The 16,228-nt window shown below is 52.1% G+C and carries 18 protein-coding genes and 1 pseudogene; 8 read left to right on the top strand and 11 right to left on the bottom strand.

The features are described from left to right. Nucleotides 1-632: 632 nt before the first annotated feature. On the bottom strand, nt 633-1,553 hold the full coding sequence (locus EDF75_RS26150; RefSeq protein ID WP_133601395.1) for a pentapeptide repeat-containing protein: 921 nt from the start codon (nt 1,551-1,553) through the stop codon (nt 633-635). Nucleotides 1,554-2,139: 586 nt separating this feature from the next. Then, complete coding sequence (locus EDF75_RS26145) at nt 2,140-2,358, bottom strand: DUF7661 family protein (protein ID WP_133601402.1); 219 nt, start codon at nt 2,356-2,358, stop codon at nt 2,140-2,142. A gap of 268 nt (nt 2,359-2,626) precedes the next feature. Between EDF75_RS26145 and EDF75_RS26140 the strand changes: the two genes are divergently transcribed. Continuing rightward, the gene (locus EDF75_RS26140; protein ID WP_133601394.1) at nt 2,627-3,094 is read left to right on the top strand and encodes a DUF2846 domain-containing protein; all 468 of its coding nucleotides are present in this window, start codon (nt 2,627-2,629) and stop codon (nt 3,092-3,094) included. A 348-nt stretch (nt 3,095-3,442) separates the two neighbouring features. On the opposite strand, the gene EDF75_RS26135 is transcribed toward EDF75_RS26140, so the two are convergent. From EDF75_RS26135 to EDF75_RS26125, 3 genes are all read right to left on the bottom strand, one after another. Then, nucleotides 3,443-3,781 carry a helix-turn-helix domain-containing protein gene (locus EDF75_RS26135; protein WP_133601393.1) on the bottom strand — a complete coding sequence of 113 codons (339 nt, stop codon included), beginning with the start codon at nt 3,779-3,781 and terminating at the stop codon, nt 3,443-3,445. Between the two features lie 62 nt (nt 3,782-3,843). Further along, nucleotides 3,844-4,095 (bottom strand): YdgH/BhsA/McbA family protein, encoded by a 252-nt coding sequence (locus tag EDF75_RS26130; protein WP_133601392.1) that lies wholly within the window; start codon nt 4,093-4,095, stop codon nt 3,844-3,846. Between the two features lie 134 nt (nt 4,096-4,229). Then, nucleotides 4,230-5,015, bottom strand: a complete 786-nt coding sequence (locus EDF75_RS26125; protein WP_133601391.1) for an SDR family oxidoreductase — start codon at nt 5,013-5,015, stop codon at nt 4,230-4,232. A gap of 148 nt (nt 5,016-5,163) precedes the next feature. Here EDF75_RS26125 and EDF75_RS26120 point away from each other — a divergent pair, with 148 nt between their 5' ends. Continuing rightward, the gene (locus EDF75_RS26120) at nt 5,164-6,057 is read left to right on the top strand and encodes a LysR family transcriptional regulator (protein ID WP_133601390.1); all 894 of its coding nucleotides are present in this window, start codon (nt 5,164-5,166) and stop codon (nt 6,055-6,057) included. 34 nt (nt 6,058-6,091) lie between these two features. On the opposite strand, the gene EDF75_RS26115 is transcribed toward EDF75_RS26120, so the two are convergent. The 3 genes from EDF75_RS26115 to EDF75_RS26105 all read right to left on the bottom strand — a co-directional run bounded on the left by EDF75_RS26115 (nt 6,092) and on the right by EDF75_RS26105 (nt 8,934). Next, entirely contained in the window at nt 6,092-7,081 is a 990-nt protein-coding gene (locus EDF75_RS26115; protein ID WP_133601389.1) for an aldo/keto reductase, read from the bottom strand. 26 nt (nt 7,082-7,107) lie between these two features. Continuing rightward, nucleotides 7,108-7,959 (bottom strand): aldo/keto reductase, encoded by an 852-nt coding sequence (locus EDF75_RS26110; RefSeq protein WP_133601388.1) that lies wholly within the window; start codon nt 7,957-7,959, stop codon nt 7,108-7,110. 183 nt (nt 7,960-8,142) lie between these two features. Then, nucleotides 8,143-8,934 carry an MBL fold metallo-hydrolase gene (locus EDF75_RS26105; RefSeq protein ID WP_133601387.1) on the bottom strand — a complete coding sequence of 264 codons (792 nt, stop codon included), beginning with the start codon at nt 8,932-8,934 and terminating at the stop codon, nt 8,143-8,145. A gap of 123 nt (nt 8,935-9,057) precedes the next feature. On the opposite strand from EDF75_RS26105, the pseudogene EDF75_RS26100 reads away from it, so the two are divergent. The 6 genes and pseudogenes from EDF75_RS26100 to EDF75_RS26075 form a co-directional block, all read left to right on the top strand. Beyond that, nucleotides 9,058-9,156, top strand: a pseudogene (locus tag EDF75_RS26100) (deoxygluconate dehydrogenase); the annotation flags it as partial. 259 nt (nt 9,157-9,415) lie between these two features. Next, nucleotides 9,416-9,895, top strand: a complete 480-nt coding sequence (locus EDF75_RS26095; RefSeq protein ID WP_133601386.1) for a hypothetical protein — start codon at nt 9,416-9,418, stop codon at nt 9,893-9,895. A 269-nt stretch (nt 9,896-10,164) separates the two neighbouring features. Next, complete coding sequence (locus tag EDF75_RS26090; RefSeq protein ID WP_133601385.1) at nt 10,165-11,172, top strand: AraC family transcriptional regulator; 1,008 nt, start codon at nt 10,165-10,167, stop codon at nt 11,170-11,172. Between the two features lie 11 nt (nt 11,173-11,183). Next, entirely contained in the window at nt 11,184-11,858 is a 675-nt protein-coding gene (locus EDF75_RS26085; RefSeq protein WP_133601384.1) for a Rossmann-fold NAD(P)-binding domain-containing protein, read from the top strand. Between the two features lie 170 nt (nt 11,859-12,028). Then, nucleotides 12,029-12,859 (top strand): oxidoreductase, encoded by an 831-nt coding sequence (locus tag EDF75_RS26080; protein WP_133601383.1) that lies wholly within the window; start codon nt 12,029-12,031, stop codon nt 12,857-12,859. Between the two features lie 532 nt (nt 12,860-13,391). Then, a complete protein-coding gene (locus EDF75_RS26075; RefSeq protein WP_133601382.1) occupies nt 13,392-13,643 on the top strand; it encodes a helix-turn-helix domain-containing protein in 252 nt (83 codons plus the stop codon). Nucleotides 13,644-13,659: 16 nt separating this feature from the next. On the opposite strand, the gene rbsK is transcribed toward EDF75_RS26075, so the two are convergent. The 3 genes from rbsK to alsE are packed head-to-tail and all read right to left on the bottom strand — an operon-like array spanning nt 13,660 to nt 16,216. Continuing rightward, entirely contained in the window at nt 13,660-14,589 is a 930-nt protein-coding gene (gene rbsK, locus EDF75_RS26070; RefSeq protein ID WP_133601381.1) for a ribokinase, read from the bottom strand. Next, nucleotides 14,586-15,521 (bottom strand): allose kinase, encoded by a 936-nt coding sequence (alsK, locus tag EDF75_RS26065; RefSeq protein ID WP_133601380.1) that lies wholly within the window; start codon nt 15,519-15,521, stop codon nt 14,586-14,588. Before alsK ends, rbsK begins: the two co-directional genes overlap by 4 nt. A 14-nt stretch (nt 15,522-15,535) precedes the next feature. Beyond that, on the bottom strand, nt 15,536-16,216 hold the full coding sequence (gene alsE / locus EDF75_RS26060) for a D-allulose 6-phosphate 3-epimerase (RefSeq protein ID WP_133601379.1): 681 nt from the start codon (nt 16,214-16,216) through the stop codon (nt 15,536-15,538). Between the last annotated feature and the right edge of the window lie 12 nt (nt 16,217-16,228).

The raw sequence follows: 16,228 nt of genomic DNA, 5'->3' as shown, positions 1-16,228 counted from the left end.
GCGGAATTTGCAGCGGGCTGGCGAAATGGAAAAATTGAAGGTAAACAAACCGACATTACTAACTGACGATTGTGTTTAATACTGGGGGCAGGTCAACTGGTTGTGTTAGTACCGATTATCAGTGACAGCGCATTAGGTTCTTAGAATCAATGGCTTGCGAAGGTCGCAGCGATTTTAATCGCTAAGTGGTTCGACTCCCATTATCGGCACTCTCTAATAAAATCAATAAGTTACATTAAAAACCCCAATAAACTGCACTGTCTTTTGTACGTTCAGTTGTACATTCTATTGCCACATACAAACGCCTGTGTGTTGTACTGGCTTTGGTATCGTACGACATATGGGCGGCTCAGCCCTGTACCGCTTTTCCTTTGAAGCCAGAAACACCGCTAGCGTCTCTAATCCTCATACCAAAACTCTTGTCCATTGGCTCACGCTTCGTGCGGCGCATCCATGATGCAACACGGTTTGGCTAATCTATCCGGCATTTCTGATTTTCATATTAATTACTGAATTTGGCTTGAGCCTGCATTTCTTCTGGTATTAATAATGAGTGTGACAGGATATCACCAGAGGATCTCATTGGCTGATGGCAAATCGACTCCATTATTTTTATGTGTTAATACCATTAATTAGGGGAATATTGTTTTATCATCAATCGTCGCCGCCGTGAAATCTACATCTTCTAGATTTGCCCCAGTGAAATTGACACCACTTAATGTAGTATAGCTGAAATCAGCACCTTTCAAATTTGCATTTGTAAAATCCGTCATGGAAATATTGCAGTCTCTGAAATCGGCTGAGTTGAATTCAGAAAAAGAAAAATCACAACCGGTTATATGGCAGTAATAAAAGGAGGTGCAATCAAATTTTACCTTAGAAAAATTACATTCATTAATGATTGAATCAGAAAAAACACTAAATAACAACGATGAACTTTCAAAATTATTTTGTAAGATCTCGCATAATTCAAATTCCCCAGAGAAAATTGATGAGTTATTAAAGAGGCAATTATTAAAAGTGCTCATTTTGAAATATGGCGCTGCTATTTCACTATTTATTTCCATCAAGCCCTTAAATTTGCCATGGCTTATGTTTAGTGAGTGCAATGAAAATTTTTCGTTATCATTACATTCAATACTTATTCCATTTAAGTTATGCTCAGAAGTGGCTTGCATTAGAAAATTCCACACTTTGCTTTTTACTTCATGATTTACAGGAATAACTTTGTCATATAGCGCCATTGAAATAGATAGAAAGTTAACGTAATTAAGATATATAGCCTTTAGTCTTCTATATTCATTATCGAGAATATTTAATTCAGTATTATCTAATTTATTTATAATATTTGTAGCGTTACGCATTGCATCAGAAACTGACCAGTAATAAACAAGATTCTTATTGCGAACAAGAAACTCATTGATATCACTGCTGTTATCAATGAATTTCACATCATCCCTATAAAAAAATGAAGGTACATTTTCTAATTGAGAAAACAACCATGCTTTATAAATCTCATCATTTACGCCTGGGATTATATAAGTTATTTTCATTAGGTCTTTTCATCCATATATAAGTGAAAATCATCTTAAAGGCATAGGCTTTTCGATATGGTACGAGATAAATCATATGTTATCAATTGCTATAAACGTATTATTATTTTTATTTTCAGCGGAGAGACTACTTCATACAATCGCGAAGTGCTGATTGTATGTGCGGGGTTACTTACAATTACTCATAACTGCCGTTATGGTTGATATGGCAGTTAGGATGCTAACTATCGCGGCCTATAGTTGCACGGTCCAAACGGGTACAAGCTCAACTCCAGGCTGATGACGTAACCAAAATATCTCATCAATCACACAAATTTTAACCTTTCCATATTTGGCATACCCCTCAGTTACAGTCTTGTCGTGATTGAGCAGTAACAGTACAACAATGAGGCCTTAAATAACGATAGTGCATCAGAGCTCCCCCCTTTGATTGAAGACATGACCAAAACCATTGAGTGTAGATACGACAGCGCGTACTTTATCGCAGGAGGATAAAATCGCTACGGTGATTGCCTTTGCTTAACACTAATCATACGTTTTTGCGCTTTTCAGGGATGGCAGGATTGTTATGGCAAAGCCGCCTTTATTATTCAATCCGCCTCACGTTGGGATGCTTTTCCGTCGCGGCCTCGTGAAAAATATCATCCAGCCAGCCCGGAATCTCGGTTTCGGTAAGATCGTCGGGAATAATAACCTCATACAGGCGGGAAAACTTTCGCTCCGTCAGGTCAGCACGAAATACCAGCCAGCGTTCACCTTCGCGCTGAACCCCTATATGTCGGCCAAATACGTCATAAATCAGCATCATTACCTTCTTTTAGCCCCGCGTTGATCCTTTCTGCTCCTACCTTAGCTGAATCCCCATGCAAAACGAAGACGTTCGTTTTATCGAGTTGAACGGCAATAAGCCGCAGCCACGCCTCAATGCGCCCCTGCCTATTCCCTGACATCCGTCCATTTTTTATCCGCTACTCCACCCTGAAATCACACTTTGTTACACCATATTTCAGAGGTGACACACTTTAAAAACAGGATTATTCTGATCCCAATTTTTTTAACCCTCTGAGAATTCAATGAATAAAATAATCTTCGCGGCGGTAATTCTTTCTTCAGCTCTTCTTGGCGGCTGCGCCTCGGTCCCTTTAGCCGGCAATGCTGAAAATACGACGGCTAAATCATTCCCCGCGCCGGAAAGCGGTAAGGCCGGTCTCTACGTGTACAGGGACAGCTTTGTCGGAAAAGCGCTTAAAAAAGACGTTTATCTGGATGGGCGCTGCCTCGGAGAGACCGCCGACAGGGTCTTTTTCTATCAGCAAATATCGGCCAGCCAGCCTCATACGCTGGGGACAGAATCTGAGTTCTCACCAAATAACCTGACGCTCAACGTCGCTCCGGGCAAGAACTACTTTGTTCGCCAGTACATTAAAATGGGCGTTTTCGTCGGCGGAGCCGGGCTGGAACAGGTTCCCGAAAGCGAAGGTATGCGCGTCGTTTCCAAACCGGAAGTTAAGCTAGCGGTACCGGGTAAGTGCGATAACTAATCGGCGACGATTGTATGCTGCTGACATCCAGCCCCTATCGGCGGCTGGATGCCGGCGTAATCATCATCAGGGTGCGTCAATCTGCCCTGAGTGGCATAAATAAGATCCTCGGCTCCTGGTAACAGGATATCTGTCTTTATCTCAGGCCAGCGGGCACTGGATATACAAAATAACCAATTCGTTTAAAAAGGCGATGAGAACGTAATAGACGGAGAACGTAGCGGACTGAACGAGAAATTTAACAATAATATCCTGGCGGTTTTATCTTAGACCGGGGTATGGTTATTACGCGCGCTTAAATCATTAATTGAAGCAGCGCCGGAAGAATAGCGTTGATAAGAAGAAAAATTAATCCGTGACGCCATTAAGCTTCCGGTACCTGAGCGGCGGCAAGCTATAGTTATTTGAAAAAACTCGGGTAAAGGTCTGTTGAGAATCAAAACCATACTTAAAGGCGATTTCCATTATCGTGTCGTTGGTCTCTACAAGATCTTTTGCCGCACGGGAGAGGCGCCGATCGCAAATATACTTGCCAAGGCTAATACGTTTAACCTGGAAAAATACCCGCTGAAGATGCCACTTAGAGTAGCCCGCCCGCGCAGCAACATCCTCGATCCTCAGCGGTTTATGTAAGTTTGAATCAATCCATTGGCTTATCTCATCGATGATGTCTTCTGTTTTGAACATAAATAGACGCTCATTATGCAAGGGTTATGATATGACATCATCCTTCTCAGGATACATATGATCTATTTGTAGATTTCTGCTACGCCGTGCAGTCGATTATTTCCTGTTGTTGACAGGATTTTGAACGACGTTGCCCCCTGTTCATCTGCCTTGCGAGAAAGCGCATTCGATAAGTCATCCAGCGTATAGGCGTTGCTGGCCGAAACTACGCCAATTTTCTCCTTGCCGTCGGCATGGTTTATTTCCTGCGCGGCAGATGCGGCATTTACTGAAATGAATCCCATGAGTAATGTGGTAATAAGCAGTGTTTTCATATCCAATACCTCTTATAAACTGTATGTTTGAAACTGGACTCGGATCAGGAGGAACGTCCTGCGTCTGTATATTTAAATATACAGATCGAAGCTGTCATAAGACTGACCGCTATATGACAAAATTGTCAGGGTTATTAAATCGATGTGACCCGTTTGGACAACAGGTTTAGCTCGTTAATAACGCACTCTGGCTCTTCATTGAGAGGCATATTGTCCATATCTAAGACTCCCTCGTTTCTTTGCGGACTGTCGTTCTTGAGAGCCGCAAACAGCGGCGAGAGATCCGCCTGCTCTTGCCCTTGCTCGGCCACCAGCTCGAAGGTCTTATTTTTTGCCGCATCGCTGGTCAGAGCGCTCACCAGCACCCGGGCGATTTGAGCTCTGGATATCACGCCATCATCCGGCGTTCCGGCGTGGCGCCGATCGCCCTGGAGCATCACGATCCTCTGCTCATCATCATTGTTGTAATCAAACCAGCCCGGCCTGATGATGGTATAGGGATGACCGCTGGCTCTGACCAGACGCTCGGCGCGCCTTTTCCAGTCATGAACCTCGGTGCGTTGATTCCAGGTGCTGAGCCGCTCGGTGACGCCAATCGTGGTCATTAAAGCGATGCGAACAGGCTTCTCTTTAAACATTATGAGGATATTACGCACGCCGCCATAATCTATCGCCCTGGCGCCAATACGCCCCTGCCCATCTGAACCGAGCGTAAAAATAACGGCATCAATATCTTTCGCCATATCGTTCAGCGTTTCGGGCAGCGAAACGTCGCCGTAAAAAATATCGCTTCCGCGAGGAAGCAACTTCACCTTACGCCGATTTCTGACCAGCGCCACGGGCCGATGGCCCATTTCGATTGCGCTATTCATGACGTGAAGTCCGATACTTCCTGTCGCGCCGGCAACGAGTATTTTCATAATAAACCTTCTGATAATTCAGACATATTTTTGATAGGAATAGAATATCAATTATCATTATTGTCAGTAACAGGGCTAAAATGATTGTGTCTATGAACGCCCTTCATGAGTTCTCTTTGGGGGGAATGTTTCAATAAGGAAACCGCCAATGCTCAAAGAAAACTTCAACGAACTCCAAATCTTCCTTGTGGTGGCACGAGAGCGAAGTTTTACCAAAGCCGCGGGTAAGCTTGGCGTTTCCCAGTCAGCGCTTAGCCACGCGATGAAAGCGCTGGAAGAACGGCTAAACATCCGCCTTTTGACCCGAACCACCCGCAGCGTGGCTCCTACCGAAGCAGGTGAAAGAATTATTGCCTGCCTTGAGCCCCGCATTGCCGACCTCGAGCAGGAGCTGGAGTCGCTGGTTCAGCTGAACGGCACCGCCTCCGGTAATATCCGCTTATCCGCCGGGGAGCATGCCGCCCGGAGCCTGGTCTGGCCGAAGCTCAAACCCTTTCTCAGGGAATATCCGGAAATCAATATCGAACTGGTCGTGGATAATGGTTTTGTCGATATCGTTGAGGGGCGCTTTGACGCCGGGATCCGCCTCGGCGAAAGCGTGGATAAGGATATGATCGCCGTAAAGATAGGCGCAGATATGCGAATGGCGGTGGTCGGTGCACCGGTATATTTCGCCGCTAACCCCGCGCCTGAAACGCCGCACCAGCTACAAAACCATCGCTGCATCAATATGCGCCTGCCTACCGCCGGCGGCCTGTATCACTGGGAGTTCGAGAAGGATGGCAAACCGCTGCGCGTCAGGGTCGAGGGACAGGTGACGTTTAACCTGCTGGCGGAAAGAATAGATGCCGTTCTCTCTGGCTTTGGCATCGCCTGCGTTCCAGAAAATATGGTTGAAGGTTATGTCCAGTCGGGGGAGCTCATTCAGGTTCTGCAGGAGTGGTGCCCTTCTTTCCCCGGATACTATCTTTATTACCCCAGCCGCAAGCAGCACCCGCCCGCTTTTGCGTTAATGATCGACGCCCTTCGCTACGCTGAATAGCTGGCCCGCCGCGCGCGGCGAACCAGCCAGGGTCTTAACGGCCTACCCGAGCCTGATGCTCAGGCGAGTAGCGCTCGCCGACGATTTTTATCGTTTCAAGCGCCTGCGTGACCTGGCGTAAATCATCCTGAGACAGCGTAATGTCCACGGCGCCCAGATTCTCCTCCAGACGGTGCAGTTTGGTCGTGCCGGGGATGGGAACAATCCACGGTTTTTGTGCCAGCAGCCATGACAGCGTGATTTGCGCCGACGTTACGCCTTTTTCGGCTGCCAGTGCGCCCAGCAAGGTGACCAGCTGTTCATTGGCTTCAATCGCTTGTGCGGCGAAACGCGGCACCGTGCTGCGATAATCGTCCTGACCAAACGAGGTTCCGGCCCTGATAGAACCGGTCAGGAATCCTTTGCCTAGCGGACTGAACGGCACGAACCCGATGCCCAGCTCGGCCAGCAGCGGCAGGATCTCCCTTTCAGGCTCGCGCCACCACATGGAATATTCGCTTTGCAGCGCAGCGACCGGCTGTACGCTATGCGCACGTCGGATGGTCTGCGCACCCGCTTCGGAAAGGCCGAAGTGTTTGACCTTTCCTTCGGCAATCAGATCTTTTACCGTTCCGGCCACATCTTCAATGGGGACCTCAGGATCGACGCGATGCTGGTACAGCAGATCGATAACCTCCGTTTTGAGACGGCGCAATGACCCTTCAACGGCCTGGCGGATATGCTCCGGCCGGCTGTTTAAAATCTGCTGCCGGTTGTCATCCCCGAAGGTAAAACCAAACTTGGTGGCGATGACCACCCGGTCGCGAAAGGGTTTTAAGGCTTCGCCAACCACCTCTTCATTGAGGTATGGGCCATACACTTCGGCGGTATCAAAGAAGGTGACGCCGCGTTCAACCGCAGCGCGAATGAGTTCGATAGCCTGACGGGTATCCGTTGCCGGGCCGTAGCCGTGGCTCAGCCCCATGCAGCCGAGTCCGAGGGCCGACACTTCAAGTCCGGAGTTGCCCAGATAGCGTGTTTGCATTGAATAAGTACCTCTTTTGTCGTGGCTTAAACGTCAAGTTTGCGGCCGGTCAGCCACTCCACCATTGCCGGATCGCGATGGGAGAAGAAGGCGCTGGTTGCGGTGTCCAGGGCGGCAATCTGCAGCATATCTGCAGAGCTGAGTTCAAAATCGAGGACGTTGATGTTCTCCGCCATGCGCTCTTTGCGTACCGATTTCGCCAGCGAAACGATGCCCCGCTGGAAGATCCAGCGCAGAACAACCTGGCCGACGCTCTTGCCATACTTCTGGCCGATCGCCGTTAACACGGGGTGCTGGAACAGACCATTTTTGCCTTCGGCAAACGGCGCCCAGGCTTCCGGCTGAATGTCACGGCTTTGATTCCACGGCACCGCGTGCAGCTGCTGGTTGAAGGGGTTAACTTCAATCTGGTTTACCGCCGGCGCGACCTTGTTGAAAGCGATAAGATCGGCCAGTCTGTCAGGGTGGAAGTTGCTGACGCCAATCGCGCGAATTTTGCCAGCCTGCTGCAGCTCTTCCATCGCGCGCCACGCTCCGTGGACGTCGCCGTAGGGCTGGTGAATCAGGTACAGATCAACGTAGTCCAGCTGCAGCCGGTTCAGAGAGCGCTCGAACTGCGCCTTAGCCCCTGCGTAATGGGTATCCTGCAGCCAAAGTTTGGTGGTGACAAAGAGTTCGTTGCGGGCGATCCCCGTCTGCTTCAGCGCGTTCCCGACCTGGGTTTCATTCTGGTAAGAAGCCGCGGTATCGATCAGGCGATATCCCGTATCGATGGCATCAATAACGGCTCTCTCGCATTCGGCAGCATCAGACATCTGAAACACACCAAAGCCCAGCAGGGGCATTTCAATACCGTTGTTCAGTTTTACAGTTTGCATGACGTTATCCTTCAGCTGTTGTGTGGGAAAAGCATAACGCAAAGCAATTTATTCGATTAGATAGGGTAATTAGCTAGGGTTTATTAGATGAGTTCATCAATGCGGCTGACGTCGGCGCGCAATCATTCGATCAGCCGCTATTTTTCCAGACTCCCCCTTCGTCCGGGGTTATTAGCCGCCCGTTTATCTGAGGCAGGAAATATACTTTTCGCCTGAACGACGCACGATTTCATCGGCGTTTTGCGTAATGTCTTTTCCTTCAAACGCGCCGTAGAGTTTTTTAAATTTGACCGTACCCAGGCGCTGGATAATGTCGCTGACCGCTGCGGCTGACAACGGCAGCATGTTAGGGTAGCTCCACATAAAGGAGACGGCATGCGCGCCAGGGGTGACCTGAACGATATCGCCCGAAAGCACTACGCCTTCATCTCGCATCCAGTGCAGAACACAGCCGCCGGCAAAGTGCCCTCCGAGACGTATCACATTGACGTCACGAGTCAGATTTAGGCTGTCGCCTTCCCAAAAGGTAATCCAGGGGCTGTCGCGCATGACCCATTTGCTATCACTGGCATGAAGGTAAATCGGGACGCTAAATTCTTCAGCCCAATCCTGCATGGTGGTGTAGTAATGCGGATGCGATATCGCGATGGCCTTCAGCCCGCCCAGGGACGTTATTAGCATTTTCGTGGCGTCGTCGAGCGTGGCAATGCAGTCCCATAGAATATTGCCCTGCGGGGTACGCAGAATAAACGCGCGCTGATCGATCGCAAAATCAGGGACGGTGCGGATGCTGAGGAGATCGCCGTCGTGTTGTTGCCACTTATTTGTGTGCGTCGCGCAAAGGACGTCAAAATCGATCCATTTCTGCCCGCTAGCGGGGACATACTGGCGTTCATCTTCGCAGATATTACACTGCTGCGGGCGGGAGTCGGTTATCTCATAGGATGTGCCGCAGGTTTTGCATAAAACGATCATTGAGTCCTCCTTATTTTTCCGTCTGAGCCAGCGGCAAGGGAGCAGAGCACGGCCGCGCATCGGATAAAAAACACAGTCAGCATGGCACACAGATACACAAGGATGTGCCAGTTCGTGCTGCCGGTCTGGGAAACGATTCGTTTTGTGCTGACTCAACCCCGCAGTTGCCATATTAGTACTATCTACTTTCAAGGGCCCACTCGCGAAGATTTGGCATATTAGGGCCTGAATCTGACGGCGTTAAGCCGAGCGGCCCCCATGCACCCAAAGTCAGGCCGCTCCGTGCCAGAAGCAGACCTTCGCCCCTGGCACTTGTTTGCTCTGTTCCAGTGTGGACTGTTTGGTAGTTGTTAGTAGGAAGGTATTTCAGCAGAATGAGACTGCCTTTAAGTATGGTCATTTTTTATGTAGTCAATACTATTGAATCTAGTTCCGACAGGGATTACTAACTCAAAGAATAAAGGATGCACGAGACCAGGCTATGCGTACTCATCAACTGAATAAGCCCCGTAAACTGTATCGTAGCGTCAACACGACTACGCAGCACCATTCTAATAATCCAGGTGCTGAGTATCGCTGGGAACGCAATCGTAAAAAAGCCGGAGATGAGCTACTGGCAAAGCGCGAGACAATGCATGGCAGACAGAAGCGGGGGCGAGACTACACACCGTTATTTCATTTTCTGATTAGACAGATTGGCAAACCGTGGAATGAAATATTCAGCGAAGTATGTGGACGTCTTGATACTACCGAACCTGTATTCTGGTTGGTCGCGCTACATGAGCATCAACGAAGGGATTTAGTCTGCATTGGCGAAAGCAGTTTTTATCCGGGTCTGTTTGTTGATGAGAATGGAATTCTACAACAGGTAAACCCTTCAATTAAGAAAAAGGACGTCGTGGTGACTTGCCGCTGCTGCACACACACTTATATTGGTGAACCTGTACCCTGGATAGAGTGAGTGACAACACCACCTATCCTGTCACGGGGGCGGCAGAGCTATTGCAAACTTCCGCTCCTCGCTCATAGCAGCCCCCACAGCTCTTCAGACGGCCCGCTCCGTGTCAGAAACGGATATCTATCTCTTGCCCTAAATTTGTCCGCCAACAGACAGTACAGATGATGGCGTGATTTGCCATAACTATGGCGCATTTAGAATGCAGGCTTCAGGTTTAAAGGAATATGATACCCGCTCCATCGCTGTAAATTTTTCACGTCAGGAACCTGAAAATGGCACGTAACCGTACCTTCTCTCTCAATATCGGCTGGAGAACGTTGCTCAAAGACGTCGGGCTTACGCCGCCAGACATATTGCGAAAAGCGCGCCTGCCAGACGACACCTTTTCAAAGGCAGAAAGTGGCCTTGATACTGAAGAATACGTTCGTTTGTGGCATGCAATCGAAACAGGAATGAACGATCCTACTTTTCCCCTGCCCCTTATCGAAAAAGTTTCAGCTGAAGTATTCGATCCGCCGCTTTTCGCCGCACTGTGCAGCACTAATATGATGCAGGCCGTACAGCGACTTACAAGATATAAGCAGCTCATTGCGCCAATGGTACTGGAGACGGCCGTCGATCGTAACGGCATTCTGACCGTTTCACCGCGCTGGTTGTCCGCCACAAATATCCCCACATCCCTGCAGGTAGCTGAACTGGCTTTCTTACTGCAACTCGCGCGGCTTGCAACACGAGAACCAATCAGGGCATTAAAAGTCCAGCTCCCGCAGCTTCCCGCAGGAGCACAGGCCGGGCATTTTAAGCGGTTCTTCGGTACGGTCATTTCACCCGGTGAAAAACCAGCCATCAGCTTTGTCGCCGCTGATGCCATGCGGCCTTTTTTGACGATGAATGAAGGCATGTGGCTGGTCTTTGAGCCAGGGCTGCGGCGGCGTCTTAGTGAGCTGGATGTAACGGCTTCAACCTCTGAACGCGTGCGCGCGGTACTTCTGGAGCTGCTACCCGGTAACGAAGCCACCATCGAGAAAACCGCAGAGCGCCTGGGGATGAGTAAACGCACACTGCAGCGAAGACTTGAGGATGAGGGGGAGAATTTTCGCTCCCTTATCAATACCTGTCGCGAAAATCTGGCCCGCCACTACCTGGGCAATACCAGCCTGCCCGGATACGAAATCGCATTCCTGCTGGGTTTTGAAGACCCGAATTCATTCTACCGTGCTTTTATGACCTGGACCGGCCAGACCCCTGAAACGGTCAGGGCAACCATGCGTCCTAACTAAAAGAGATAATCATGACCATCCCCAAAAATAATCGCGTTGTATTGCTTGCAGGCGCCTCAGGTCTGGTTGGTGGACAGTTACTGCAGATCCTTCTGCATGACGCCGGGGTGTCCTGCGTTCACGCCCTGAGCCGTAAGCCACTTAACGTCAGCCACCCAAAGCTGCAGGTCCATCTGGTTGACTTCACCTCACTACCGCAGCTTCCTCATGCGGATGAAGCCTACCTTGCACTGGGTACAACAATAAAAGTCGCCGGCAGTAAAGCGGCGTTCCGGGCCGTGGATTTTGACGCAAATCTGGCCGTTGCGCAGGCCGCTATACGGGCGGGGGTCAGCCGTACAGGACTGGTCAGCGCTGGGGCAGCAAATGCTAAATCGTCCATGTTTTACACCCGTATTAAGGGAGAGCTGGAAGATGCGCTGAGAGCACTGCCGCTAACCTCGCTGGTGATTGCGCGACCGTCTTTATTGCTTGACTACCGCTCAGGGCTGGGACAACCCGTTCGCCTGGGTGAGATGATTTCCATACCGATAGCCAGACTGTTATCTCCCTTTCTTCCCGGGGCTTACAAACCCGTAAGGGCTCTGGCTGTTGCCCGGGCGCTGACGCAAAAAGTCCCCATCAGTAAAGGCGTTGTTGTTCTCTCTTCCGACCAGCTGATTAAATCGGGAACCGGGTCAGCGTGAAATGACAGAACGTAAACCTTATCGATCAGCGTTACAGCACTCCCGTTTATCTGAACAAGGCCCGCTTCCTGCCCCGCATGGCACCTTCGGCAAGCACTCTGGCACGTAGCGCAAGAGGGTTCAGGCATTAGATCGGGCAAACTGGACGCAATTCCTTCATTGAGGTGCCTATGTTTACTCAGGAAAAGAAAACCGCGCTGGTCACCGGCGCATCGTCCGGCATGGGCAAGGCCATTGCCCGCAGTCTGATTCAGGACGGCTATCAGGTTTACGTTGCCGCCCGCAGCGTTGAGAAAATGGCCGATCTGGCCATTCTTGGTGCGCAGCCGCTTCGGATGGATATTTCTGTCGACAAGGAAATTGTATCCGGCGTGGATACCATCCTGGCCCAGACCGGCGGTGTCGATGTACTGGTGAATAACGCCGGTTTTGGCCTCTACGGCCCCGTGGAGGAGATCGGTATCGACGAAGCGCGTTATCAGTTTGAGGTCAATCTGTTCGGTGCAGCACGGCTCACGCAGCTGCTGCTCCCTGCGATGAGAGCCAGACGCTCCGGTCATATTATCAACATCACCTCCATGGGCGGAAAGATGTACAGCACTCTGGGAGCATGGTACCACGCAACCAAACACGCAATGGAAGGCTGGTCAGACTGCCTCAGGCTGGAAGTCGCCGGGTTCGGGATAAAGGTCGTGATCGTTGAACCGGGAGTGATAGAGACAGGCTTCGGCGATGTCGCCAGTGACAGTATTGTCAGGCGTTCGGCCAGCGGACCTTATGGTCATCTGGTGAAAACGGTGGCTATGTCGATAAAAAAAACGTACGGACAGGGTACAGGCACTTCTCCGGAGGTCATTGCGGAGGTGGTATCCCGTGCAGCGAGCAGCGATAACCCGCGTACACGCTATGCGGCCGGTAAGTTTGCAAAGATGCTCATCCGCATGCGCGTCTGGCTGGGCGACCGTATATTTGACCGCATCATTCTCAGTCAGACCCGATGAGCCGTAACTAACGTAGCGGCATTTTCAACGCATGAGGTAAATACCATGGCATCGAAAATCTGGTTCATCACAGGAGCGGCACGCGGGTTTGGTCATATCAGGGCAGAAGCGGCACACGAAAGAGGGGGATACTTAACATTGTCGATGCGCAACAACCGCCGCTACGAATTTTCCCTGGCACCGAAGGCATGCCTCTGTTCCGCAAAGCCTATGAGACCAGACTGGCTGAATGGGAAAAATGGGAGGGTCTGTCTAACGCAGCCCAGGGGAATTCGGTCAAACGTCATATTATATCCTGACGCATTCTATGGCCGATAGCTTATCAGCTATCGGCCATGCTTCTGACCTGCATTTCCATATGAGAGACTGTGCATCATGCCGGTCATTGAACTTCAGAGACTTCCCCTCCTCGCGCACAGCAGCTACTCGCATGCAACAGCTCTTCGCCACGACCACGCCACTTTAGCCTTTATAAAGCCGCTGCTCGTACTGAGCCCTCAACAAAATTTTCGCCGGGTGAACTCGCGGGGCATTGAAGCTGCCGCGCAGCTACACCTCGCGAAGATTCCGCCAGCAGACGGGCGGCAGCATCCGTGAGTATCTGCTGACACGCCGAATCAAACGCAGCTGCGATCTCCTGCGCAACACCACCGCCAGTATTGATGAGATTGCCGCCGAGGTTGAATTTCGCGAAGTGACCGACTTTATGACCTGCGGCAGAAAGATGATAGGCCAGACGCCGCGGCGGTACCGCAAGGTAAGTCTGGCCAGGAACTGCGCCTGAGAAGGGACAGGCCGGATTAAACCGCCGCCGTCTGCCGCGCTCGCGCCTCCTCATAGCTCGGCATCGACGAAGCGGCGCCCGCCCGCTCCACGCACACCGAGGCGTAGGCCGAAGCGAAACGAGCGGCATCAGCGAGATCGGCTCCGGCGGCGAGCTGCGATGCCAGCGCGCCGTTAAAGGCGTCGCCTGCGCCGGTGGTATCGACCGGCACCGCCGGGAATGCCGCCACCAGCGCGGTTTTTCCCGCCACGGAGAGCAGCGCCCCTTGCGTCCCGAGGGTGACGATCAGCGCCTTAATCCCCTTCGCGTGCAGCGCTTCGGCGGCCACCTTCGCCGAGGCGACATCCTGTACCTCAATGCCGGTCAGCAGCGTACACTCGGTGGCGTTAGGGGTGAGCAAATCGACCTGCGCCAGCAGAGCGTCGGGGACCGCCTGGAACGGCGCGGGGTTGAGAATAATAAACGTCCCGCTCGCTTTGGCGATGCCGATCAGCTTCTCAATGGCCGAGAGATTGTTTTCCAGCTGGGTCAGCAAAATATCCGCTGCCGCAATCGCCGGGCGGCACTGCTCAACCTCTTCGTCCGTCACGGTGAGGTTGGCGCCGGGATCCACCGCAATCATGTTTTCCGCATCGGCGCCAGCAACGTAAATCAGCGCGTTGCCGGTTGGGCATTCGCCGGTGGTAAACAGCGTGACCGCGTCAAACCCCGCGTTGTCGAGATGGCGGCGCGCGAAAGTGCCGAAATCATCGCGCCCCACCTTGCCAATATAGTGTACCCGCGCTCCGGCCCGCAGCGCGGCAACGGCCTGGTTGGCCCCTTTACCGCCCGCGCCCATCATACTGTTGCGGGCAATCAGCGATTCTCCCGGCTGTGGAAAACGGCTCATCCCGGCGACAATGTCGAGGTTGAATGATCCAAACACACACACCTTGCCCTTATTCATGCCTCTCTCCTGAGTGGAAAATGCCGCTGCGATAGTTGTTGTGGTTTAAAACGCCGCTGCGCCGCCAGGCAGGCGCCGCGGCAGCCGGTTTCGTCGGAAGCGCCGCTGAGCGTAATGGTCAGGCCGTTGGCCGGATACGGGCTGCGCAGGTGCGAACGAATCAAGCGTTGCAGCGTCTCCTGCGGGAAACCGGCCATCGCCAGCACCCCGCCGCCGAGCACCAGGTATTGCGGGTCGAGAATATTCATCTCGCTGGCGATAGTGCAGGCCAGCCGCTCGACAAAGGCCTGTAAATCCGCACGATCGCCGTGCTTCACAAACAGCTCCGACATCGCCGTCTCCGGCGCGTGCCGCCGGGCCCAGCCGCTGAGCCAGCTGCCGGAGGTCAGGGTTTCAACGCAGCCGGTTTTACCGCAGGGACAGGGCAGAAGATTATCCTTGAGAGGAATATGGCCAATCTCGCCCGCGCCGCCGTGCGCCCCGTGATAAAAATCGCCGTTCAGCCACAGGCTGTTGCCAAAGCCGGTGCCGAGATAGACGCCCACCGCGACCTCGGGAAGCTCGTCGAGACGAGTTAAATCCCACCACATCAAATGGTTAACGTCTTTGTCCATGCCAACGGGCAGCCCGAGCCGCGCCGTAAGCAGCTGCGCCACCGGCTGGCCGTCGAGGGCCGGGATAAACGGCAGCGACAGCACCGTCCTGCGGTCGTGGGATAATATTCCCGGCAGCCCGAGCATCACCCCGGAGACCGGGACGCTGACGCCCTGCAGGTACGCGGCAAGCAGCCGTTCAAGCCCGCCGATCGGGTCCGGCAGATCAGCCCAGCTGCGGGTGGCCACCTTCTGATAGCCCTGAAAGACCTGCTGGTCGTCCATCAGTATCAGCCGCGTACTGGTACCGCCAATATCTACACCGAGAAAATGCGCCATAGCCTCTCCTGCCCTCAGGCTGCCTGACGCGCCTGACGCATCTGATCGAGCATCTTGTCCCACGCGCGGTCCAGGTCCGTATCCAGATTGAACAGACCGGAGCTGCCGACGATCAGCACTTCCGCCCCTGCCGCCATCAGCCGCTGGTAGGTATTCACGTTGCATGAGCCGTCGATCTCAATCAGATAGCGGTGGTTGTGCTGCTGCTTGAGGTCACGCAGTTGGGCGATTTTCTGCAGCATCTCCGGAATAAAGGGCTGGCCGGCGTAGCCCGGATCCACGGTCATGACGGTGATCTTGTCCAGCAGGTGAATGTAGTGCTGGATAAACTCCACCGGCGTCGCCGGGTTCAGCACCACGCCGACTTTTTTACCCAGCGCACGGATCTGATTGATCACCCGGAAAGCGTCGCGGTTGATGGTTTCCGCATGCGGGCAGATGTAGTCCGCCCCGGCTCTGGCGATCGGTTCGATAAAGTCGGTGGGGTTTTCCACCATCATATGGACGTCGAGCGTCAGCGGCGTGTGCGGGCGGATCTGTTCGATGAAGAACGGCGACAGCGTGATGTTTTTGACGTAATGACCATCCATGATGTCGATGTGCAGCATATCAGCGCGACGGTTCAGCACCGCCAGCTGCTGTTTAATATCGATTAGGCTCATACACATCAGCGACGGAGATATTTTGTATTCCATGATGTTTTCCTG

It is taken from the genome of Klebsiella sp. BIGb0149 (assembly GCF_004362605.1).
In the GTDB taxonomy this organism is placed as follows: Bacteria; Pseudomonadota; Gammaproteobacteria; order Enterobacterales; family Enterobacteriaceae; genus Klebsiella; species Klebsiella terrigena.
The sequence above is the reverse complement of the archived record's forward strand: the minus strand, read 5'-3'. Positions and strand labels throughout refer to the sequence as shown.